The sequence below is a fragment of the Mixta calida genome (genome assembly GCF_002953215.1).
Classification (GTDB): domain Bacteria; phylum Pseudomonadota; class Gammaproteobacteria; order Enterobacterales; family Enterobacteriaceae; genus Mixta; species Mixta calida.
Map to the genome: position 1 here is coordinate 321,705 of NZ_CP026378.1, position 22,730 is coordinate 344,434.

General features: G+C 58.9%; 20 protein-coding genes. 12 read left to right on the top strand and 8 right to left on the bottom strand.

Annotation, left to right across the window (positions count from 1 at the left end; translation table 11 throughout):
• Nucleotides 1–33 precede the first annotated feature (33 nt).
• From pqqA to pqqF, 6 genes are read left to right on the top strand one after another with little or no spacing between them, the layout of a single operon-like run.
• Complete coding sequence (pqqA, locus tag C2E16_RS01425; RefSeq protein ID WP_071883753.1) at nt 34–111, top strand: pyrroloquinoline quinone precursor peptide PqqA; 78 nt, start codon at nt 34–36, stop codon at nt 109–111.
• A gap of 55 nt (nt 112–166) precedes the next feature.
• Nucleotides 167–1,078 carry a pyrroloquinoline quinone biosynthesis protein PqqB gene (gene pqqB / locus C2E16_RS01430; protein ID WP_038629611.1) on the top strand — a complete coding sequence of 304 codons (912 nt, stop codon included), beginning with the start codon at nt 167–169 and terminating at the stop codon, nt 1,076–1,078.
• Nucleotides 1,079–1,080: 2 nt separating this feature from the next.
• A complete protein-coding gene (gene pqqC / locus C2E16_RS01435) occupies nt 1,081–1,836 on the top strand; it encodes a pyrroloquinoline-quinone synthase PqqC (protein WP_038629613.1) in 756 nt (251 codons plus the stop codon).
• Nucleotides 1,836–2,114 carry a pyrroloquinoline quinone biosynthesis peptide chaperone PqqD gene (gene pqqD, locus C2E16_RS01440; protein ID WP_038629614.1) on the top strand — a complete coding sequence of 93 codons (279 nt, stop codon included), beginning with the start codon at nt 1,836–1,838 and terminating at the stop codon, nt 2,112–2,114. The genes pqqC and pqqD overlap by 1 nt, the downstream gene beginning before the upstream one ends.
• Nucleotides 2,083–3,246 (top strand): pyrroloquinoline quinone biosynthesis protein PqqE, encoded by a 1,164-nt coding sequence (gene pqqE / locus C2E16_RS01445; protein ID WP_052133995.1) that lies wholly within the window; start codon nt 2,083–2,085, stop codon nt 3,244–3,246. The genes pqqD and pqqE overlap by 32 nt, the downstream gene beginning before the upstream one ends.
• Entirely contained in the window at nt 3,246–5,630 is a 2,385-nt protein-coding gene (gene pqqF / locus C2E16_RS01450; protein ID WP_038629617.1) for a pyrroloquinoline quinone biosynthesis protein PqqF, read from the top strand. The genes pqqE and pqqF overlap by 1 nt, the downstream gene beginning before the upstream one ends.
• A gap of 33 nt (nt 5,631–5,663) precedes the next feature.
• Here pqqF and C2E16_RS01455 read toward each other — a convergent pair whose 3' ends face one another.
• Together C2E16_RS01455 and hemB are read right to left on the bottom strand one after the other, a co-directional pair.
• Entirely contained in the window at nt 5,664–6,632 is a 969-nt protein-coding gene (locus C2E16_RS01455; protein WP_084969878.1) for a GGDEF domain-containing protein, read from the bottom strand.
• Nucleotides 6,633–6,946: 314 nt separating this feature from the next.
• A complete protein-coding gene (gene hemB, locus C2E16_RS01460; protein WP_038629620.1) occupies nt 6,947–7,924 on the bottom strand; it encodes a porphobilinogen synthase in 978 nt (325 codons plus the stop codon).
• Nucleotides 7,925–8,250: 326 nt separating this feature from the next.
• Between hemB and C2E16_RS01465 the strand changes: the two genes are divergently transcribed.
• Nucleotides 8,251–8,724, top strand: coding sequence for an Hsp20 family protein (locus tag C2E16_RS01465; protein ID WP_038629621.1), 474 nt, complete (start codon nt 8,251–8,253; stop codon nt 8,722–8,724).
• A 36-nt stretch (nt 8,725–8,760) separates the two neighbouring features.
• Here the strand turns inward: C2E16_RS01465 and C2E16_RS01470 are convergent, their stop codons facing one another.
• Complete coding sequence (locus C2E16_RS01470) at nt 8,761–9,594, bottom strand: MBL fold metallo-hydrolase (protein ID WP_038629622.1); 834 nt, start codon at nt 9,592–9,594, stop codon at nt 8,761–8,763.
• A 206-nt stretch (nt 9,595–9,800) separates the two neighbouring features.
• Here C2E16_RS01470 and C2E16_RS01475 point away from each other — a divergent pair, with 206 nt between their 5' ends.
• Nucleotides 9,801–11,027 carry a zinc-dependent alcohol dehydrogenase gene (locus C2E16_RS01475; protein ID WP_038629623.1) on the top strand — a complete coding sequence of 409 codons (1,227 nt, stop codon included), beginning with the start codon at nt 9,801–9,803 and terminating at the stop codon, nt 11,025–11,027.
• A gap of 42 nt (nt 11,028–11,069) precedes the next feature.
• Here C2E16_RS01475 and proP read toward each other — a convergent pair whose 3' ends face one another.
• Entirely contained in the window at nt 11,070–12,575 is a 1,506-nt protein-coding gene (gene proP / locus C2E16_RS01480) for a glycine betaine/L-proline transporter ProP (RefSeq protein WP_038629624.1), read from the bottom strand.
• Nucleotides 12,576–13,064: 489 nt separating this feature from the next.
• Nucleotides 13,065–14,249, bottom strand: coding sequence for a mannonate dehydratase (gene uxuA, locus C2E16_RS01485; protein WP_084969877.1), 1,185 nt, complete (start codon nt 14,247–14,249; stop codon nt 13,065–13,067).
• Between the two features lie 232 nt (nt 14,250–14,481).
• Here uxuA and C2E16_RS01490 point away from each other — a divergent pair, with 232 nt between their 5' ends.
• Entirely contained in the window at nt 14,482–15,168 is a 687-nt protein-coding gene (locus C2E16_RS01490; RefSeq protein ID WP_104951398.1) for a FadR/GntR family transcriptional regulator, read from the top strand.
• A 1-nt stretch (nt 15,169) separates the two neighbouring features.
• Here the strand turns inward: C2E16_RS01490 and C2E16_RS01495 are convergent, their stop codons facing one another.
• Nucleotides 15,170–16,213, bottom strand: coding sequence for an AI-2E family transporter (locus tag C2E16_RS01495; protein ID WP_038629628.1), 1,044 nt, complete (start codon nt 16,211–16,213; stop codon nt 15,170–15,172).
• Nucleotides 16,214–16,553: 340 nt separating this feature from the next.
• Here C2E16_RS01495 and C2E16_RS01500 point away from each other — a divergent pair, with 340 nt between their 5' ends.
• Nucleotides 16,554–17,753 carry an MFS transporter gene (locus tag C2E16_RS01500; RefSeq protein ID WP_084969876.1) on the top strand — a complete coding sequence of 400 codons (1,200 nt, stop codon included), beginning with the start codon at nt 16,554–16,556 and terminating at the stop codon, nt 17,751–17,753.
• Nucleotides 17,754–17,951: 198 nt separating this feature from the next.
• Here the strand turns inward: C2E16_RS01500 and C2E16_RS01505 are convergent, their stop codons facing one another.
• The gene (locus C2E16_RS01505; RefSeq protein ID WP_084969875.1) at nt 17,952–18,767 is read right to left on the bottom strand and encodes a TIM barrel protein; all 816 of its coding nucleotides are present in this window, start codon (nt 18,765–18,767) and stop codon (nt 17,952–17,954) included.
• Between the two features lie 422 nt (nt 18,768–19,189).
• Here C2E16_RS01505 and C2E16_RS01510 point away from each other — a divergent pair, with 422 nt between their 5' ends.
• Nucleotides 19,190–20,695: a CoA-acylating methylmalonate-semialdehyde dehydrogenase gene (locus C2E16_RS01510; RefSeq protein WP_084969874.1), complete on the top strand. Its 1,506-nt coding sequence runs from the start codon at nt 19,190–19,192 to the stop codon at nt 20,693–20,695.
• Nucleotides 20,696–20,716: 21 nt separating this feature from the next.
• The gene (iolB, locus tag C2E16_RS01515) at nt 20,717–21,544 is read left to right on the top strand and encodes a 5-deoxy-glucuronate isomerase (protein WP_038629633.1); all 828 of its coding nucleotides are present in this window, start codon (nt 20,717–20,719) and stop codon (nt 21,542–21,544) included.
• A 185-nt stretch (nt 21,545–21,729) separates the two neighbouring features.
• Here the strand turns inward: iolB and C2E16_RS01520 are convergent, their stop codons facing one another.
• Nucleotides 21,730–22,569, bottom strand: a complete 840-nt coding sequence (locus C2E16_RS01520) for a MurR/RpiR family transcriptional regulator (protein ID WP_038629634.1) — start codon at nt 22,567–22,569, stop codon at nt 21,730–21,732.
• Between the last annotated feature and the right edge of the window lie 161 nt (nt 22,570–22,730).

A 22,730-nucleotide genomic window follows, 5' to 3' on the forward strand; every position in this document is an offset into this window, starting at 1 on the left:
CCCCGTCATTTTAACGCCAAGAGGAGAAGCCTAATGTCTGCATGGATCAAACCTGCATTTGAAGATTTACGTCTGGGTCTGGAAGTGACTCTGTACATTTCCAACCGTTAATCCCTGTGCCCGCGCTCGTCGCGGGCCTGTTTTTTTCTCCTTTCCCGGTCATCACATGCAGATCAAAGTTCTTGGCTCCGCAGCTGGCGGAGGGTTCCCGCAATGGAACTGCAATTGTCACAACTGTCAGGGCGTGCGTAACGGCACGATGAAAACCTCGCGGCGGACGCAATCCTCTATCGCCATCAGCGACAACGGCAAGGATTGGGTATTGTGCAATGTCTCGCCCGATATCTGCCATCAGCTGTTGGCTTCGCCTGAATTGAATAATCCCGACGTGCTGCGCGGCACCGGCATCGGCGCCATTATCCTGACCGACAGCCAGATCGATCACAGCGCGGGCTTACTCAATTTACGTGAAGGCTGTCCGCATCAGGTCTGGTGTACCGAAGAGGTGCATCAGGATCTGACCACCGGCTTCCCGGTATTCACCATGCTTTCTCACTGGAACGGCGGCCTGGTGCATCACCCGATCGTGCCGGACAGCCCGTTTACCGTCGGCGTCTGTCAAAGCCTGCGCTTTACCGCCATTCCGCTGCTGAGCAACGCGCCGCCTTATTCGCAGTACCGCAACCGCCCGCTGCCGGGTCATAACGTGGCGCTGTTTGTGGAAGACGGCAGCAGCGGCAAAAGCCTGCTGTATGCGCCGGGGTTGGGCGAGCCGGACGCGGCGCTGATGCCGTGGCTGCAAAAGGCGGACTGTCTGCTGATCGACGGCACGCTGTGGCGCGACAACGAGCTGGCGGCGACCGGCGTCGGGCTGAATACCGGTAAAGATATGGGCCACCTTGCGCTCTCAGAAGAGCAGGGACTGGCCGCGCTGCTGGCGTCATTGCCGGCGGAACGTAAGATTCTGATTCACATTAACAACACCAATCCCATCCTGGATGAAGAGTCCGCTGAGCGCCAGAGCCTGACGCAGCAGGGTATCGAAGTGAGCTGGGATGGCATGTTGATCGAGGTATAACCATGACGCAGGCACAGCCGCTTTCGCCGCAGGCCTTTGAACAGGCGCTGCGCGCAAAAGGCGCTTACTACCATATTCATCATCCGTACCATATTGCGATGCACAACGGCAAGGCGACGCGCGAGCAGATCCAGGGCTGGGTCGCCAACCGCTTTTACTACCAGACCAATATTCCGCTGAAGGATGCGGCGATCATGGCCAACTGCCCGCACCCGGAAGTGCGCCGCAAATGGATTCAGCGCATGCTCGATCATGACGGCTACGGCGGCAGCGAAGGCGGCATCGAAGCCTGGCTGCGGCTCGGCGAGGCGGTCGGCCTGAAGCGCGAGGTGGTGGAATCGGAAGCGCTGGTGCTGCCCGGCGTGCGTTTCGCCGTTGACGCCTATGTGAACTTCGCCCGTCGCGCCAACTGGCAGGAAGCGGCCTGCAGCTCGCTAACCGAACTGTTCGCGCCGCAGATTCATCAGGCGCGTCTCGACAGCTGGCCGCAGCACTATCCCTGGATCGAAGCGGAAGGCTACGACTATTTCCGCAGCCGTCTGGGACAGGCTAACCGCGATGTGGAGCATGGCCTGCAGCTGGCGCTGGAATATTGCGACACGGTTGAGAAGCAGCAGCGCATGCTGGAAATCTTACAGTTCAAGCTGGATATCCTGTGGAGCATGCTCGACGCCATGACCATGGCCTATGATCTGAAACGCCCGCCTTACCATACGGTGACGGCGGACCTCGCCTGGCATAAAACGAGACTGGTGTAATGGATATTAACGCTTCACAAACGCCGCTGTTTCGTCGCGGCTTTCGCCTGCAGTGGGAAGAGGCGCAAAACTGCCACGTCATTCTCTACCCTGAGGGCATGGCGCGGCTGAACGGCAGCGCCGCCGAAATCCTGCTGCTGGTGGACGGCAAGCGCACGCTGGGCGATATCATCGCCGAGCTCAACGCCCGTTTCCCCGGCGTGCCCGATCTGGGCGCTGACGTAACCGATTTTTTTGGCAAAGCCTATGAACAGAAGTGGATCATCTTCCGTGACTGAACGGAAACCCGGCGTTAATCCGCCGCTGTGGCTGCTGGCGGAGCTGACCTACCGCTGTCCGTTGCAGTGCCCTTATTGCTCCAACCCGCTCGATTTCGCGCAGCAGGAGAAAGAGCTGACCACGGAACAGTGGATTGACGTCTTTCGCCAGGCGCGCGCTATGGGCAGCGTGCAGATTGGTTTTTCCGGCGGCGAGCCGCTGGTGCGCAAAGATCTGCCTGAGCTGATCGCCGCCGCGCGCGGCCTCGGTTTCTATACCAACCTGATCACCTCCGGCATCGGGCTGACCGAGAAAAAACTGCAAACCTTCGCCGACGCCGGTCTGGACCATATTCAGATCAGCTTCCAGGCGAGCGATGAGACGCTGAACGCCGCGCTGGCCGGGTCGGAGAAGGCATTCCGACAGAAGCTGGAGATGGCGCGCGCGGTAAAGGCGCACGGTTATCCGATGGTGCTGAACTTCGTGCTGCATCGCCACAATATCGATCAGATCGACCGTATCATCGAGCTTTGCATCGAGCTGGAGGCGGACGACGTCGAGCTGGCGACCTGTCAGTTTTACGGCTGGGCGCAGCTGAACCGCGAAGGGCTGCTGCCGACGCGCGAACAGATCGCGCGTGCGGAAGCCGTTGTGGGTCAGTACCGTGAACGTATGGCGGCCAGCGGCAGTCTGACCAATCTGCTGTTCGTTACGCCCGACTATTATGAAGAGCGACCGAAAGGCTGTATGGGCGGCTGGGGCGCGATTTTCCTCAGCGTGACGCCGGAAGGCACCGCGCTGCCGTGCCACAGCGCGCGCCAGCTGCCGGTGCAGTTCCCGTCGGTGCTGGAGCAGAGCCTGGACCATATCTGGTACGACTCGTTCGGCTTCAACCGCTATCGCGGCTTCGACTGGATGCCGGAACCGTGCCGCTCCTGCGACGAAAAAGAGAAGGATTTCGGCGGCTGCCGCTGTCAGGCCTTTATGCTGACCGGCAACGCGGACAACGCCGATCCGGTCTGCGCCAAATCGCCGCACCACGACAAAATCCTTGCGGCGCGCGAACAGGCTAACTGCACGCAGATGCAAATCAGCCAGCTGCAATTCCGCAACCGCGTTAACTCTCAGCTGATCTTCAAGGCGAATGCCTGATGACGCAGGCGGCCTCGTTACGGCTGGATAACGGCCTGACGGTGCTGCTGCGGCACGATCCGCAGGCGACAGAGGCCGCCGCGCTGATCCGGGTCGCCAGCGGCAGCGACCACGAACCTGCGCGCTGGCCCGGTCTGGCGCACCTGTTAGAACATCTGCTGTTTAGCGGCAGCCGCGATTATCGCGACGCGCAGCGGTTGATGAGCTGGGTTCCGGCGCAGGGCGGGCGCCTTAACGCCACCACGCATGCCGATCGCACCGCCTTCTTTTTCAGCCTGGCGCCCGCCGGGCTGGAGCCGGGACTGGCGCGATTGGTGGATATGCTGACGCACCCGCTGTTCGCGCCTGAGGCGCTGGCGCAGGAGGTCGCGGTGATTGACGCCGAATATCGCCTGCTGCGCGGCGATGCGCAGACGCTCAGCGGCGTGGCGCAGCGCCATCTGTTCAGCGGCCCGCCCGCCATGCACCGTTTTCACGTCGGCGATCGCATCAGCTTCGGCGACGACCTCGCTGCGCTGCGCCAGGCGCTGTGCGCTTTTCATCAGCAATACTACCACGCCGCGGCGATGACGCTCTGGCTGCTGGGGCCGCAGCCGCTGGATGCGCTGGCGCAGCTCGCCCGACGCTATGGCGCGCGGCTGCCTGCGGCGCAGCCTCTTGCTGCGCAGGCGCCCGCCCGCCTGCGGGCTTTGGGCGATGCGAAGGCGCGTATCGCCGGCGCGACGCAGCTGCGGCTGACGTTCGCCCTTAACCAATGGCATGAGCGCGACGCGAACATGAGCGCCTTGTTGCAGCAGCTGCTGAGCGACGAAGCGGAGGGCGGCCTGCTGGCGCAATTGCGCGCGCAGGCGTGCTGCGACGGCGTCAGTTTGCAGACGTGCTGGCGCGGCGGCGGCGCGGCGCTGATCGCCGTCTGCTTTGACGCTGCCGACGCCTCTCCTGAACAGGCGGCGCGGCTGGAGGCGGCGTTACGGCCGTGGCTGGCTCAGGCGGCCGGGCTAAGCGCTGCGCAGCTGGAACATTATGCGGAGCTGGCGCAACAGCGCTTCGCCGATAAAAGCGCGCTCGACCGCCTGCGCGAAGAAGCGTTCGGCTTTGCGCCGCCGCCTCAGCTGGTTATCACGCAGTGGCGCGGCTTTCTGACGCGGCTACAGGCCGCGGAGGTCAGCCGCCTGTGGCTGGATGAAACGCTTGAAGGCGAGACGCAAAGTTCGGCAGGCTTCGATTTTATTTCCGTCCCCTTTACGCCCGCGTCGTTAAACGCGCAGCCGCCGCGCTTTCGCTTCGCGCCCTTTCCGCCCCTTGCCGCGTCTCCAGCGCTGCCCGCAGCGTCAGCCCCTTTGTTACATCTTTCTGCCGCTGCCGAGTCGCCTGCGGTGTTGACCCTGCGTCCGCGCCCGGAAAAGCCGATTAACGATGCGCTTGGGTATGCTTTGCAGGCTTCTCTGCGCGCGCTGGCGGCCAGCCTGACGCACCAGGGCGCGATGCTTAGCGTCGAGCGACGTCAGGGAATCTGGCAGTTACAGCTGAGCGGCGATCCACAACAGATGCGCGCGGCGCTGGCCGCCATGGCGACGCGGCTGCGATCGTTCCCCGCCGCTGCGCAGAGCGAAAGCGCCTGGCGACGGGAGCAACAGCAGGCGCGCGGCGATATACCGGTGCGTCGGCTGTTAAACCAGCTGCCGCGCTGGCTGATGGCGGAGCCGGTCGTAAAGGATTTACATCAGATCGAGTGGCAGGCGGCGCTGACAGGCGGCGACGCCGCGCTGCGCGAGGATTTGGCGCGGCTGCTGAGCACGCTGCCGGGGCGGGTAGCGTCCGCGTCCCGCTGGCTGCTGCATGAGCCTGTCGCTGGCGCTCGTCACAACCTGAGTCAGACGCAGGGCGATACGGCGCTGCTGCTGTTTTGTCCGCTGACGCAGCCCGATAGCGAAGCGCAGCTGGCGTGGCGGCTGTTGGCGTTGATCTGCCAGCCGCTCTTTTTCCAGCGGCTGCGCGTAGAGCAGCAGATAGGCTATGTGGCGAGTTGCAGCTTTCATCAGGCCGCCGATCGTGAAGGCATCCTGTTCGCATTACAGTCGCCGCAGCTTTCCGGCGACACGCTCTGTCAGCATACCCAACGCTTCCTGAGCGATGTCGCGGACGATATCGCCCGACTGACGGCACAAGCGCTGGCGGAAAAGCGGACGCGGTTGTGGCAGCAGCTACAGCCGGAAGGCGACGCGCTGGCGCGCGCGCGTCAGACCCTGGCTTTCGCTCATCTGATTTCGCCAACGGCGCAGGCGACGCTGCAACGGCTGGACGTTGCCGCGCTGCTGCGCTGGCATCGCGTGCTTTGCGATGAGGCGTACTGGCAGCGTTGTATTCTTCAGGCGTCGGGCTGAATCATGCCTTGCTTGCCGCCGCTACCGCCGGGATTAACCCGAATTGCGGCGCGCTTTTTTATGCTGATACATGATGTCGTCGCTGTGGCTGAGCAGCGATGCGAGCGGTTGCGGCTGCGCCGGATCGAAACCTACCGTGCCGACGGAAAAATCGAGACGGTAACGGCGTTGCAGCGGCTTCATATGCTGTTCCAGTTCGTGGCGGAATGCCTCCAGCCGCTCCGCCGCCTGCTGCTGATCCATATCGATAAACAGCACGACGAATTCATCACCGCCGAGGCGGGCGAACAGGGCGGATTGTCTGAAGCTGATCTTTAGCGCGTCAGCAAAATCCATCAGCGCGCGGTCACCTTCACGATGGCCGAAGTTATCGTTAATCTCTTTAAAACGATCGAGATCGAAGAACGCCAGGCTGGCGAAACAGTGGCGCAGGGCGCACTCTTTCAGCAGCATCTGGCCCAGCGTCATAAAGCCGCGGCGGTTGGAGATCTGCGTCAGCTCGCCAGAGGTGGACGCCTGGAAGCTGACCAGCTCTGATTCCGCCATAGAGGCTAAATCACGCAGGGCATGGATATCATCGGCGGTAAAATCGCGCGTCTGACTGTCGAGAATGCAGAGCGTGCCGACCTTCGAGCCGTTGGGCGCGCGCAGCGGACAACCGGCGTAAAAGCGGATTTGTGGTTCGCCGGTCACCAGCGGATTATCATAGAAACGCTCATCTTTGCGCGCATCCTCCACGATCATGACGTCATTCTGCAAAATTACGTGACCGCAGAAGGAGATGTCGCGCGGCGTCTGCTTAGCGGTGACGCCTTCGCCCGATTTAAACCACTGGTGATCGGCGTCGAGCAGGCTTACCACCGACGCGGTCACGTTGAACAGCCTTTTCGCCAGGCGCGTCAGGCGATCGAATCGCTCTTCCGCAGGCGTATTTAATAGTCTCAGCGCATGAAGTTCATCGAGGCGCTGAGGTTCGTTAGCAGGGATTTCTGGTGTTTTCATAAAAAAGCCTTTCACACTTTATAATTATTGAATTGCCGTAACAGTATCGGTCAGAAAAGCGACAACTTCAGGGTCATTTGCAACGGGACGCAGCCTGACAGGCTTATTACCTGTAATGGTTACCTTAGTGTCAGTGAGAGGCGGTGTAAAATCTGGCTGGCGAAGTTTTTGCGCAGCGAAGCGATTGCCACGCCACATGCAGGGGACGAGGTATAAAAAAGCCCGCGGCGGAGAAGGCGCGGGCTATATCATTTTCTTATCAGTCGGATTGCCCGGCACGGAGCATTGCCTGTCTTCCGCGCCGTCCGCAAACCTTACAGCAGGTTGCGTTCCGCCAGATCGAGCGCGAAGTAGCTGAAGATAATGTCTGCGCCGGCGCGCTTAATGGCGCCCAGGCTTTCCAGAATCACCGCATCTTCGTTGATCGCGCCTGCCTGAGCGGCGAACTTGATCATCGCGTACTCGCCGCTGACCTGATAAGCCGCCAGCGGCAGCTCGGTGCGCTCGCGGATATCGCGCAGCACGTCCAGATAGGCGCCTGCCGGTTTCACCATCAGCGAATCCGCGCCCTCGGCGGCGTCAATCAGCGATTCACGGATCGCTTCACGACGGTTCATCGGGTTCATCTGATAGGTTTTGCGATCGCCTTTCAGCGCGGTGCCTGCCGCTTCGCGGAACGGACCGTAGAAAGAAGAGGCGAACTTGGTGGAGTAGGACATGATGGCGGTGTCGGTAAAGCCCGCTTCATCCAGCGCGCGGCGAATCGCGGCGACCTGTCCATCCATCGCGGCGGACGGCGCGATAAAATCCGCGCCCGCCTGTGCGGCGACCACCGCCTGCTTGCCGAGGTTGATCAGCGTGGCGTCGTTATCGACGCCGTGATCGCACAGCACGCCGCAGTGGCCGTGCGAGGTATATTCGCAGAAACAGGTATCGGACATGACGATCATCTCCGGCACCGCATCTTTACAGATGCGCGACATACGCGCCACCAGACCGTTTTCCTGCCAGGCGTCGCTGCCGGTGGCGTCGGTGTGATGGGAAATGCCGAAGGTCATCACTGAACGGATGCCCGCTTTAGCGATGCGTTCGATCTCCCAGGCGAGACGTTTTTCGGGAATGCGCATGACGCCCGGCATCGCGGCAATTGCTTTGTACTCATCCACGCCTTCTTCAACGAAGATCGGCAGAGCCAAATCGTTGCGGCTCAGAGAGGTTTCCTGGAACATATCGCGCAGCGCGGCGCTTTTACGTAATCGTCTTGGGCGATTAATCAAAGAAAATTCAGACATAGTGATTTGCTGTACAGGTGAAAAAGTCATCATAGTGTACGCGCTTTTATTATTTACGGGGAAACTTCCCGTGCTGACCTTGCCCTGTTTTCAGGCTACACACCGCGTCAGGCCGCCTTTGCGTCTTTAGTTAACATTAAAGCAACAGAAACGCCGTTCTATATTCCACGAGGCTATGACGCATTATTTTTAATATAAAAAATCATTATTTTTAACCACGCTTGAAAAGGCGAGGGGCGTACATAAATACGGTTTCGGGAAGGGCGCTTCCCTGCATGTTTAAACTTTTGACGGCTCAACGTTGTGGAGATTTCAGGAGGTTACTCATGGCATTTAAAACTCTTTCCCTTTTCCCTGATGTCACCGACAGCCTGTTTTCCGATCGCTTTAACCGTATCGATCGGCTGTTCAGCCAGTTAACCGGCGATGCGCCGCTCAGCACCACGCCAGCCTGCGACATTAAACGGCTGGATGAAAGCCACTATGCTATTACGCTCAGCGTGCCGGGCTGGAAAGAGAGCGAGCTGGAGATCAGCGCAACGGGCGGGCAGCTGACCGTCAGCGGCAAACGCGCGGAAGAACAGAGCCAGCAGGATGAAAAAAGCGGATGGCTGCATCGCGGCATCAGCCGTCATAACTTCAGCGTCAGCTACGCGCTGCCACAGCATGTGAAGGTAGAGCGCGCGCGGCTGGAGAACGGCCTGCTGGAAATCGCGCTTTATCAGGAGATCCCGGAAAGCGAGAAACCGCGCAAAATCGCTATTGAAAGCCAGCAGCGCGTCATTGAACACAATGCTTAATGACTGCATTCCCTACCCCGGCGCCGCCGGGGTTTTTTATGGCCTCAGCGCCTGCATCCGTTCCAGCTCCCTGGCGTCGTGACTGCAAAACAGAGTGATATTGTTCTGTTGGTTGAGCGATAGCGCACGCAGCCGCTGCTGATTTTCGCGGCGCGCGGCGTTGTCCGCCGCCATCATCCATTGATAAAAGCGCAGCCCCGGCGTGCATTGACGCTCCTGCTGATACATTTCGCCGCGATAGAACCAGGCATCACCGCCGTGCAACAGCCAGCCGTCGCGCTGCTGGATCGCCACGCCCGCATGACCCGGCGTATGGCCCGGCAGCGGGACCAGCAGAATTTCCGGTGGCAGCCCGTTTAGCGCGCTGACGGCGGAAAAGCCCTGCCAGGTATCGCCCTGCGCCTGGTAAGACTGCCAGTGCGCCTGCGCAGGCCACTGCGCGGGGCGATAGCGACGCTGTTGCAGCCAGCTGTCGCGGTGGCGAATGGTTTCCAGCTCCTGCTGCATGACATGCACCTGCGCGTGCGGAAAATCGGTCAGCCCGCCGGCGTGATCGAAATCGAGATGGGTTAAGACGATATGCCGTACATCCTGCGCCTGAAAACCGAGACGCTGCACCTGAGCCAGCGCGCTGAGTTCCGGGCGGCGCTGAATGTTGTTGAACAGGCGGAAGAAGGTCGCAATACGTGAATCGTGACGGCGCAGATCCTGTTCGCCAAAGCCGGTATCCACCAGCACCAACCCGTCACGATCGGTTTCGATCAGTAAGCAGTGGCAAACCAGATGGGCATGCAGCCCTTTGCTGAAACCGTCAAATAGCGCGCCGCCAAAAGGACACATAGAACCACAGCTCAGGTGGTGTACCCGCATAGCCTTCCTCCTCAAGGTTAAAAGGTAAGTGTGGGCGGTAATCGGCCTGCAAGCCAGACGGCAACTTTCGGAACAATCGGGCGCCCATGAGGCGCGCTTTCGTCCCGCTGCGCCTGTTGATCGCCTGAATCGTTTCTAAACTTACCTTCTCATGGGCCGCGTCAGCGGCCCGCACTGATGAAACGCAACGCGTAACCGGAGGTCCTGTGAAAGCTCTTGTCTGGCATGGCGTCGGCGACATTCGCCTCGACGATGTTCCTGAACCCCGCATTGAAACCCCGGACGACGCGATAGTCAGGCTGACCGCTTCGGCTATCTGCGGCACCGATTTGCACTTTATCCGCGGTACCTTCAGCAATATGCGTCAGGGCACCATCCTGGGTCATGAAGGGGTAGGAATTGTGGAAGCGCTGGGCGATAACGTCCGCAACTTCGATATCGGCGATCGGGTAGTCGTCTGCTCCACCGTCTCCTGCGGCTACTGTCCTCCCTGCCGCGAAGGCAATACCGCCCAGTGCGATAACGCCAATCCCAACGGCCCGGAAGCGGGCACCTGTTTCTTCGGCGGACCGGAAGCCACCGGCCCGGTCAACGGCCTGCAGGCGGAAAAGGCGCGCATCCCTTTCGCCTCTAATACGCTGATAAAAGTGCCGCCTGAGGTGAGCGACGATCAGGCCATTCTGATCAGCGATATCTTTCCTACCGCCTGGTTCGGCGCCGAGCTGGCCGATATTGAGCGCGGCGATATCGTAACGGTTTTCGGTGCCGGGCCGGTCGGACAGTTCGCCGTCGCCAGCGCGCTGCTGATGGGCGCGTCGCGCGTTATCGCCATCGACTGCCATGAGGATCGGTTAGCGATGGCGCGCCGTCAGGGCGCTTTTACCATCAACTTTGATAAAGAAGATCCCGTCGCCACGATTAAGAAGCTGACCGGGGGCGTCGGCGCTGACTGCGCGATAGATGCCGTAGGCGTCGACAGCCAGCATGCCCACAGCGGCCCGGCGGCGGCGCAGGCCAATGAAGAGGCGGATAAGTTCCGTCAGGAAGTGGCGCAGGTGGCGCCGCAAAACGCGGAGCATCAGCATGTCGACGATGGTAACTGGGTGCCGGGCGACGCGCCGACCCAGGCGCTGGAGTGGGCTATCGCCTCGCTGAAAAAGGCTGGCACGCTGAGCATCATCGGCGTTTATCCGCCGGAAGCGGAAACGTTCCCTATCGGCATGGCGATGAACAAAAATCTGACGATGCGCATGGGCAACTGCAACCACCACACCATTATTCCGCAGCTGCTGGAGCTGGTGCGGATGGGCGCCATCGACCCGGTCGACGTATTGACTCAGGTCGAACCGCTCAGCGACGTGGTTTCCGCTTACAGGTCGTTCGATAAGCGCGAAGCGGGCTGGATTAAAACGGAGCTGTTGCCGCAAAGCTAGGAGATAAGCCAAAAAAAGCCCCTCGCTGAGGGGCTTTTTTTATTACTCGTTAATGCGCGGATGCTGTTCAATCAGATGCTTGCGCTTCTCTTCCAGCTTCGCGATCTCTTCCGTAATATCATCAATCTTCTGTTCGATATTGTCGTGATGCTCTTGCAGGATTTCACGCGCTTCTTCAATATCCGACGCCGCTGGCGTTGCGCCTTTCAGCGGCTTGTTAGCGGTTTCTTTCATCGTGATGCCGGTAATCAGGCCGATAACCGCAATCACCATCAGATAATAAGCGGGCATATAGAGGTCGTCAGAGGCCTCTACCAGCCAGGCGGCGACGGTCGGCGTCAGACCGGCGATCAGCACGGAAATGTTAAAGGCGCTGGCCAGCGCGCTGTAGCGGATATGAGTCGGGAACATCGCCGGCAGGGAAGAAGCCATCACGCCGGTAAAGGAGTTCAGGATCACCGCCAGCATCAGCAGACCGGCGAAAATCAGCCCCAGCACGTTGCTGTTAATCAGCATAAAGGCCGGGATCGCCAGCACCAGCAGCGCGATGCTGCCGATAATCACAAACGGACGACGGCCAAAGCGGTCGCTCAGCAGGCCCATCACCGGCTGCACGAACAGCATGCCGATCATGATGGCGATGATAATCAGCACGCCATGGTCTTCAGGATAGTGCAGATTATGTGACAGGTAGCTCGGCATATAGGTGAGCAGCATGTAGTAGGTGACGTTGGTCGCGATCACCAGACCGACGCAGGCCAGCAGGCTTTTCCAGTGCTTGGTGGCGATTTCCCGGAAAGAGACTTTCGGCCCTTCGCGCAGACCTTCGCGATCGCCCTGTTCCAGCTTTTCCACATGCTGTTGAAACGCTGGCGTCTCTTCCAGCGCATGGCGCAGATAGAGACCGACGATGCCTAACGGCAGCGCCAGGAAGAAGGGCAGACGCCAGCCCCATGAGAGAAAATTCTCTTCGCCGACGATGGTAGAGATGAGTACAACCACGCCCGCGCCCAGCACGAAGCCGGCGATGGAGCCAAAATCGAGCCAGCTGCCCATAAAACCGCGCTTACGGTCGGGAGAATATTCCGCCACGAAAATCGAGGCGCCGGTGTACTCGCCGCCGACCGAGAAGCCCTGCGCCATCTTTGCCAGCAGCAGCAGCACTGGCGCCCAGATGCCGATTGAGGCGTAAGAAGGGATCAGACCGATACAGAAGGTGCTGATCGACATGATGACAATAGTAATCGACAGGATTTTTTGGCGGCCATACTTATCGCCCAGCATGCCGAAAAACAGCCCGCCCAGCGGACGGATTAAAAAGGGAACGGAGAAGGTCGCCAGCGCAGCGATCATCTGAACGCCGGGATCGGCGCCGGGGAAAAAGACTTTACCTAAGGCGTAGGCGACAAAGCCATACACGCCGAAATCGAACCACTCCATCGCATTACCTAACGACGCAGCGGTAATCGCCTTGCGTAAACGCGCATCATCGATGATGGTTACGTCATCAAGCGCAATAGGTTTGACACGCTTCCTACGTAGTTTCATATCATTCGCCCTGTTTGCTGATTTAATCTTAATATCCTCAACGGCGCGAACCGGAGGCTGAATCGAGTCAGATCGCGGCGTTGAGAAAATTTTTATTGTTGGCTGTGCGCCAGCTCAGTTTCTAATCAACTGCAATAATAACGTAACGCAATGATTACTTTCTGATTCCACAGTATATCGTCAGAACGGGGAAAATGTCATATTCCCGCTTTTCCCTTCCGCTGGGCAGCTGGAAAAACCCGTTGTGACAGGGATTAACCTCATACTCTGCTGAAAATCACCGCATAAGCTTCTGTTAAACCGTAGCAGTAAAGGCGGCGGTTTTCCGCTGCTGAGGCGGTGGTTAGAGTGAGAAATGTGATGGGCTTGTTAACTTTGGATGTCGGGCATCCCAGGGCAGGGGACGCCCGCTCACATCTTATCCAGCGGAACGGCAGGAATGTGTATGACACATCACCGCTTTCAATGAAACGCGTTAGCCTGACGCGCTCAGTCGGCAAAAAAGCACTGCTTTAACGCCACTTCCACGCCGCGCAGTTCCGCCAGCCCCTTCAGACGTCCTATGCCTGAATAGCCTGGGTTGGTTTGCTTATGCAGGTCATCCAGCATTTGATGGCCATGGTCCGGCCGCATGGGAATGGCGCGCTGCTGACCGGCGCGACGGCGACGCTGTTCTTCCTCAAGGATAACGTTGATCACGCCAACCATATCGACATCACCGCCAAGATGTTCCGCTTCATGGAAGCTGGCGGGATTCTCTTCGCGTCGGGTGGATCGCAAATGAACAAAGTGGATGCGCTCGGCGTAGGTTTTCGCCATCCGCACCAGATCGTTGTCGGCGCGCACGCCGTAAGAGCCGGTGCAGAAGGTAAAGCCGTTGTGGATGCTGTCGACCGTCTCGGTCAACCATTGCATATCTTCCTGAGTGGAGATAATGCGTGGCAGGCCGAGGATCGGGCGCGGCGGATCGTCTGGATGCACCGCCAGCATGATGCCGACCTCTTCCGCCACCGGCACGATGGCGCGTAAAAAGGCGGCCATATGTTCGCGCAGCTGCGCTTTATCGATGCCGTCATACTGCGACAGCTGCGCCTGGAATTGCTCCAGCGTGTAGCCTTCTTCCGCGCCTGGCAAACCGGCGATGATATTACGCGTCAGGGTGGCGATCGCTTCCGGGGTCATCGCGGCGTAATAGTCGGCCGCCTGACGCTGTTCCTCATCGCTGTAGGCATCACGCGCGCCGGGACGCTGCAAAATATGCAGCTCAAATGCGGCGAACGCCACGGCGTCGAAGCGCAGCGCGCGCACGCCGTTCGGCAGCTGCCAGCCCAGATCGGTGCGGGTCCAGTCCAGCACTGGCATAAAGTTGTAGCAGACGGTATCGATGCCGCAGGCGGCGAGATTGCGCAGCGACTGCTGATAGTTGGCGATATAGCGCTGCCAGTCGCCGCGCTGGGTTTTGATCGCCTCGTGCACCGGCACGCTTTCCACCACCGACCAGTACAATCCCTTCTCCGCCAGCTGCGCCTGGCGCGTCTGAATTTCCTCTTTCGTCCAGATCTCGCCGTTGGGAATATGGTGTAAAGCGGTAACAATGCCGGTAGCGCCTGCTTGTCTGGCGTCATCCAGCGAGACGGGATCGTTAGGGCCATACCAGCGCCAGGTGTGTTCCATAAAGGCTCCTGTAGAGGTTTTTTCACAGTCCGGCAGGCTGATGTTCTTTACCGCCGGTCCGGTTAATGAAAAGGCCATTGGTCAGGCCGCTGGGCCAGAATAGGGCAGTTTTAGCGTAAAAAAGTTGATGGTTATCGCAATATGACGCACTGCCGCCGATACAATGGTGCGGTTGCGGCAATATAGCCTGGCGCCGAACAAGACAGGCGTAACTGAAAAACCGGTGAGCGTAATGACCCTGGGTACCGTAAAAAACGAACGTCTTTATCGTCAGATCTCCACGCTGATCAGCGCGGCGATCGTGCGCGGCGAGTTTGCGCCCGGCGCGCCGCTGCCGCCGGAGCGCGAGCTGGCCAGGCAGTTGAATGTCAGCCGTTCCTCAGTGAGAGAGGCGCTGATCGCGCTGGAGGTCACCGGCTGGGTGACTATCCGCAGCGGCAACGGCGTGTTGGTAGCCGATCCGCTGCCGCTACAGCCGGAGGAGGAGACGGAAACCTTCAGCCTGCGTGATTTAATTAAGGCGCGGCAGAGTTTTGAGGCGATGACGGCGGAGCTGGCGGCACGTCATGGCACTGAATCGCAGCGGCGCGAGCTGCTGGACGTTGCCGAACAGCTGACGCGCCACAGCGTTAACGACGAGGCATTTTTGCAGCAGGATAAGCGTTTTCATCTGCTGATCAGCGCGATGAGCGGCAATGAAGTGCTGCGTGAGATGATGGAACACCTGTGGAATATGCGCAAAAGCCAGCGCTTCGTGCGGCTGGAAAGCCATTTTGCCGATCGCGACTTTCCACGCGAGCTGAACCGCGATCACCAGCTGATCGCCAGCGCCATCGCCGATCAAAACCCGATACTGGCCAGGAACAGCATGGCGCTGCATTTGCAGCACGTGTACGACCATCTGTTCCCGGAAGCCTGATTCAGCGTTTGACCACCGGGCGGCCGTTGCCCAACAGAATAGCCAGCTTGCTGCCGCCGGGCGTAGTCTCCATCAGGATTTTACAGACGCTGGTCAACGGCACCGATAACAGCATCCCCACCGGGCCCAACAGCCAGCCCCAAAAGATCAACGACAGAAACACCACCAGTGTGGATAAGCCCAGGCCGCGCCCCATTACGCGCGGTTCCAGCATATTGCCGAACACCATATGAATGGCGCTGAACAACGCGGCCACCAGCAGCGCGTCATAAAAATCATTCAGCACCAGCGCCTGAATAAACGGCGGGATGCCAGCGATAATCGGGCCAATATTGGGAATAAAGTTCAGCACAAAGGCGACCACGCCCCAGAACAGCGCGAACTTCACGTCCAGCAACAGCAGGGTCAGCCAGACGGCGAGGCCGGTAATCAGGCTAATCAGCGTTTTCAGCGCCAGATAGTGCGTCACGCCTTTCAGCGCCTTATGCAGCCCGGCGATGCGGATCTGCGGGTTAACCAGCGCGTTGCGCAGCTTGTAGGGCAGGTGGCGCACCTCAAACAGCATAAAAATCACCGTCATGATCAGCAGAATAAAGTTGCTCATCGCGCCGGAGAACTGCGTCAGCACCATGGTGGCGACGTTCATGATGGCGTTCGGATCGAGTTGTTCCGCCAGCGCGCGGGTGGAGACGGGAATGTTCAGCCGCCCGGCGTAGTGCTGGATAACGGTAAGTTTCTGTTCAAGGATGGTGCGTATCTGCGGGTAGACCAGAGAGAATTCGTTGACCGAGCTGGCGAGCATCGCCACCAGCATCAAAATCACCAGCAGCACCACAACCATCACCAGCGTAATGGCCCAGGTGCGTCGCAGGCCGCGGCGCATTAAGATATTCACCAGCGGGTTAAGAATAATCGCCAGAAAGATTGCCAAAAGAAAAGGAACGATAATATCCGAAGCGGCGCGGATGCCTGCCAGAATAACCACCAGCGTTGCCATTTTGAGCAACATATTCTGTCCCATTTTTTCCTGCTGTGGCGCAATCATAGCTTCCTCGATCAATAATTCCGGCACAAAAAGTGTAGCCGCTAACGGTCGCTAACGCGCTGATATTTTTCGTTAACCTGTACGCAACGTCGCATGGCCGGGATTTTTACAGCGGCGTGGTGGCGACCGCTGTGCCTTATAAGTTTATGGATGGTTACCGCAGCCTGATCCAGCAGTTTTCCGAAGCGGAAGAGGCGCACGCTGGCGACTGCGGCGCGCAGAGTTATCGCTGACGAAAATAAACCAGGCATCTGCGGGCGCGCTTTGTTTGATCGCCGCTGAATAAATCGGCGTATAGTAATCCCTTAGCCTGTTAACTATCTGTGACGAGCCAAAATCTATGCCTGAACAGCCCGCTGCGGAAACGCCGCAAAGCGCCTTTCGTCTGAATCAGCGTATTCTCTCCGTTGTTGTGTTCAATTTCGCCAGCTATCTCACCATCGGCCTGCCGCTTGCGGTATTACCAGGCTACGTGCATGACGTAATGGGTTACAGCGCTTTTTGGGCGGGACTGGTGATCAGCCTGCAATACCTCTCTACGCTGCTGAGTCGGCCTCATGCCGGACGCTACGCCGATGTGTGGGGGCCGAAAAAAGTGGTGGTTTTCGGCCTTGGCGGCTGTTTGCTGAGCGGCGTCTGCTATGCGCTGGCCGCTGTCAGCGCAGGCTGGCCGCTGGTGAGCCTGGCCCTGCTCTGTATCGGACGGCTGGCGTTAGGCATTGGACAGAGCTTCGCCGGCACCGGCTCGACGCTGTGGGGCGTGGGCGTGGTCGGTTCTGCGCATATAGGCCGGGTGATTTCATGGAACGGCATCTGTACCTACGCCGCGATGGCGCTGGGCGCCCCGCTGGGGGCGCTGATTTATCATCTGGGCGGCATATTGCTGCTGGCGGGAGTCATTATGCTGATTACCCTTGTAGCGATTGTGCTGGCGCTGCCGCGTCCGGCAGTAAAGGGAAGCAAAGGCAAACCGCTGCCGTTTCGCGCCGTGCTGGGCAAAATCTGGCTTTTTGGCCTACTGCTGGCGATGGGCTCGGCAGGATTTGGCGTAATCGCTACCTTTATTACGCTGTTTTATCAGGCGAAGGGCTGGTCGGGCGCCGCGTTTTCACTGACGCTGTTCAGCCTGGCGTTTGTCGGCGCGCGCCTGCTGTTTCCCAACAGCATCAACCGCCACGGCGGTCTGCGGGTGGCGCTGGTTTGCTTTGCGATAGAGGCGCTGGGCCTGTTTATCGTCTGGCTCTCCTTTTCGCCCTGGCTGGCGAACCTGGGAGCGTTGCTGACCGGCGCGGGTTTCTCGCTGGTCTTCCCGGCGCTGGGCGTGGTGGCGGTGAAAGCGGTGCCGCAGCAAAACCAGGGCAGCGCGCTGGCTACCTTTACCGCCTTTATGGATCTGTCGTTAGGCATTGCCGGGCCAGTCGCCGGGTTTATCATGAGCTATGCAGGCGTGCCGGTGATCTATCTGCTGAGCGGCCTGCTGGTTTGCCTGGCGCTGCTGCTGACATGGCGCATGCGGGATCGCGCTATGGCGGTGGAATAAACGGCGGGCTCCTGAAGCTGCGCCAGAAAGCCACGTTATGAAGCGGCAACATAAAGCCGCCTTATAAAGTCGCGGTATAACGCAGGGCGGAATCAGCGAGGCCACGCCGCCTCAGAGCCAGCGCATAAAAAAGGCCTCCAACCGAGGCCAAAACAAACAAAGACACAAATAACAGATAACCCCTGAGAACCGCCGACGTTACGCCTGCAGCAGTTCGATACTGCGGCGGATTTCACGTTCGATATCCGCCTCATTCCATGTCGCCAGATCGGAGGAGAAGGGCTCGAAAGCGTAAACGCCGCGATAGCCCATCTGCTCCAGGCGTTTAACCTGCGCCACGCTGTTCAGCATATCGCCGTCGCTCAGCATAATGCGTTCTTCATCGGTGAGCTGCTCCGTCGGGCGCGCATCCTCCACGCCGGAGAGATGCACCAGGCCGATGCGTTCGATGTCGATCCCGTTAGTAAACTCCTGCTCCGCCTGCTCATAAAGATGATGATGGAAGGTGTCGATCAGCACGCTAAACGGCGCCTGCGCATCGCGGATCAGCGCCTGCGCCTGTACGGCGGAGCGCAGCGAGCTTTGCGGGAAGCCGAGCGGCTCGACCAGCCCCTGCACGCCATATTTTTCAAACAGCGGTGCCAGCTGTCGCAGAGCCGCCACGGTTTTTTCACCAGAGATCGGCTGGCCATCGTTAAGCGGACAGAGCACCAGCGCGCGCGCGCCGAGCGCCTGCGCCTCTTTCAACAGCGATTCGGCGCGCGCCAGCAGATCCTCATCCACGCGGTTAAAAGGATAGAGCGCATTGATAGAAACCAGCTCCATGTCGTACTGCTGCGCCAGCGTCTTAACCTCTTCATGGCTCAGATCGTCAGTCACCTTGCCGCTCGGCATGTCATTGCGCAGCTCCACCTTGTTCAGCCCCAGCCGTTGAACCAGTTTAAAAAAAGATTCAATGCTGAGATTGGGCGCGATTTTGCGGTTGATACAGAAACGGGTGGGATCGATAGCCATAGCTTGCTCCTGCAAGAAGATCGGTTGAACCGGCAGCGCAGCGCGCCGGGGAATGGCGTAAAGAGAACATTTATTTCATAAACAATAAATAATGAAATTTAAGTTTTTGGATCTGCTTCGCAAAAATTTCATTTTAACTCTGCTGTTGCGTCGGTAACTGTGGGCGGCCCCCAACAGTAAAAGCGAGGAGGTAAACGGCAAACCCGGATGGACGGGCCATCGGCAGCGGTGAAACATGCCCGACGCGTTACGGAAAAAATGCGATCCATCCCGCTAAAAACGAATTTTCCAATCTGAATTATTTGAAAAATTTATTTCAATATAATAGGGTCAAAGCACGGAAACGGGTTAACTCCCCAATCGCTATGGCGAAACCTGATGGGCCGCTCGGCAGGGGAACCACACATCAATGAGGCACGAACATGAATATCGTTGGAAACTTTATTGGCGGTAAAGTCACCCATAGCGCCAGCAGCGAAACGATTCCGGTTTACGATCCGGCGACCGGCAAGGTGGTGCGCGAACTGACGCAGAGCACTGCGGACGAGGTGGCGCAGGCGATAGAAGTGGCGCATAACGCGTTTCCCGCATGGTCGCAAACCTCTCCGCTGCGCCGTGCGCGCGTCATGTTCAATTTTAAAGCGCTGCTGGAAAAGCATCGCGACGAGCTGGCGGCGCTGATCGTCAGCGAACACGGCAAAGTTTGGTCCGACGCGCAGGGCGAACTGACGCGCGGTCTGGAGGTGGTGGAGTTCGCCTGCGGCATTCCGCACCTGATCAAAGGCGAGTATTCGCCGAACGTCGGCACCGGCGTAGACAGCTATTCGCTGATGCAGCCGCTGGGAGTGGTGGCGGGCATTACCCCATTTAACTTTCCGGCGATGGTGCCGATGTGGATGTTCCCGATCGCGCTCGCCTGCGGCAATACCTTCGTGCTGAAGCCGCCGGCGCTTGATCCTTCCGCCTCAGTGCGCATGGCGGAGCTGCTTAGCGAGGCCGGACTTCCGGACGGCGTGTTCAACGTGATTCACTGCGCCAATGAAACGGCGGAACAGCTCTATACCGACAGGCGCGTGCAGGCGGTCAGCTTTGTCGGTTCTTCCGGCGTGGCGGAGCATATCTATAAAACCGCCAGCGCGCACGGCAAGCGGGTGCAGGCGTTCGGCGCGGCGAAAAACCATGCCATCGTAATGCCGGACGCCGATCTGGACGCCACCGTCAACGCCATTATGGGTGGAGCGTTCGGTTCGGCGGGCGAGCGCTGCATGGCGCTGCCGATCGTCGTGGCGGTAGGCGACGACACGGCTGACAAGCTGATCGCGCGACTTACGCCGCTGGTCAAGGCGCTGCGCGTCGGGCCGGGCATGCAGCAAGGCAGCGAAGAGAATGAAATGGGGCCGGTGGTTTCCGCCGTCCATCAGAAGAAAGTGCTGGGCTACATTGATAAAGGCGTGGCGGAAGGCGCGGAGCTGGTGGTGGACGGACGCGGTTTCCAGGTGCCGGGCCATAGCGAAGGCTACTATGTCGGCGGGACGCTGTTCGATAAGGTCACCAGCGATATGGTCATCTGGCGTGAAGAAATTTTCGGCCCGGTACTGGGCATTATGCGCGCGCCGGATTATCAAAGCGCGCTGGCGCTGGTCAACAGCCATGAGTTCGGCAACGGCAGCGCTATCTTCACCAGCAACGGCCATGTCGCACGCGATTTTGTACAGAACGTAGAGGCGGGCATGGTGGGCGTCAATGTGCCGGTACCGGTGCCGATGGCGTTTCACAGCTTCGGCGGCTGGAAACGTTCGGTATTTGGCGCGCTCAACGTTCACGGGCCGGATGGCGTACGCTTCTATACGCGTATGAAAACCGCCACGGCGCGCTGGCCGAGCGGCCAGCAGACGGTATCGGAATTCAGCATGCCGACGCTGGGCTAATCACCTTATAAGGAGGAGCGCATGTCTTTGCTTGCTAAACGTCAGCAGCCTGACGCTAACGGGCGTATCCAGCACATCACACCGGAAAGCGCAGGCTGGCGCTTTGTCGGCTTCGATGTCTACCTGCTGAAAACAGGACAGACTCTGACGCTGGATAGCGGGGAGAAGGAGCTGTGTCTGGTGCTGGTGAGTGGGCTGGCGTCGGTGAAAACGCGCCATGCCGATTTTCCCGGCATCGGCCGCCGACAGTCGCCTTTCGAGCGCACGCCGCCTTATTCGGTCTATGTGCCGCATCACGATCGCGTCGAGGTAGTCGCCGATTCCGATCTGGAGCTGGCGGTATGCAACGCGCCCGGCCACGGGCATCTGCCGGCGCGGTTGATTGCGCCGCAGGATGTGGGCGTTGAGCGTCGCGGAAAAGGGCGCAACCAGCGTCTGGTGCATAACATTCTGCCGGATAACCAGCCAGCCGATAGCCTGTTGGTGGTGGAGGTGTACACCAACGAAGGCGATACCAGCTCGTATCCCAGCCATAAGCACGATCGGGAAGATTCGCCGGATGAAACCTACCTGGAGGAGACCTATTATCACCGTTTCCAGCCGGAGCAGGGCTTCGCTATGCAGCGCGTCTATACCGACGATCGTTCGCTGGATGAGTGCATGGCGCCCTATAATCGCGATGTGGTGACCGTACCGCGCGGCTATCATCCCGTGGCGACCATCGCTGGTTACGACAACTACTACCTGAACGTGATGGCGGGGCCGGTGCGTAAGTGGAAATTCACCTGGGAAAAAGATCACGCCTGGGTAAACAGCGACAGCTATCCTGTTGAGAAGAATCAGGGTTGACGGTGGCGGAGTAACGCGCTGGGACAGCAGCATTGAGGTCAATTAAACAGGGCGGCTCAGGCCGCCCTTCTGTTTGCTGACCTAACCGCAGCTTTTTTACGACCGGCTATCGGCTGCTGCGATCGGGGCGTTTGTTATCGCAGCAGCGTTAGCGCCGCCTGTGGTAAGCGGCAGCGCCTTGTATGTCACTCTTTGGCGTTGTTCAGCGCAAGCGATACCGCCAGCGTCTGGGCGAGACAGAGGGAGGCGACCTGCGAACGGAAGCCGTCTACCTGCGCTTCGCGCACTACAAAACAGACATCGCTAAAAGCGGCCAGCGGGCTGACCTGGCTGTCGGTAATGGCGATCTGCTGCGCGCCGCGACTGGCGCCCATTTCTACCAGTTCCACGCCTTCACGCGCGTAGGGCGAGTAGCTGATCGCGATAACCACATCCTTTGGGTTCACCATGCTGAGCTGTTCGGTAAACATGCCGCCCAGGCCGTCGATAAGAAACGCGCGCCGCTCAAGATGGCGCAGCGCATAGGTCAGGTAGGTGGCGACGCTAAACGAGCGGCGCAGGCCAATAACATAGATGTTCTCCGCCTTGCTGAGCATGTCGACCGCTTTATTCAGCTGCTCCGGGTTAGTCTGCATCGCCAGCTGTTGCAGCGCCTGCGAGTTCACCATAGTAAACACGTTCAGGATTTCAGCCGGGTTCTCCGGCGAGGCGGCGGTTTCATCGGTAGCGGTCTGTCGGAACAGGCGCGCGCGTTCAGTATAGTTTACCGTCTCCTCCATCAGATGCTGGCGAAAAACCTGCTTCATTTCATTGAAGCCGCTGAAGCCAAAGGCATTAGAGAAACGGATTAACGTCGAGGGTGGAACGTCGGCCTGCTGGGCGATAGAGGCGACGGTATCGAAAGCGATGCTGTTGCTGTTATCAAGAATATAGCGTGCAACCTGTTTCAGACGTTTGCTGAGCGTATCGTAGCGACGACGAATGTCGTCCTGTAACAAGGAAAGCTGTGTAGGATTAGTTGTCATTACTTCGACCTGCTAAAAATGATTGGCGTTTTGCTGAGCGATATTCTACCAGACGAATGGAAAATTTCATTTGAATCCCCGGTTAGCTGGCTTTATTTCATCGCAACATGAATTACCTCACATTAAGTGGTGCTAAATTGCTTCTCCCCTGGACGGCAAAA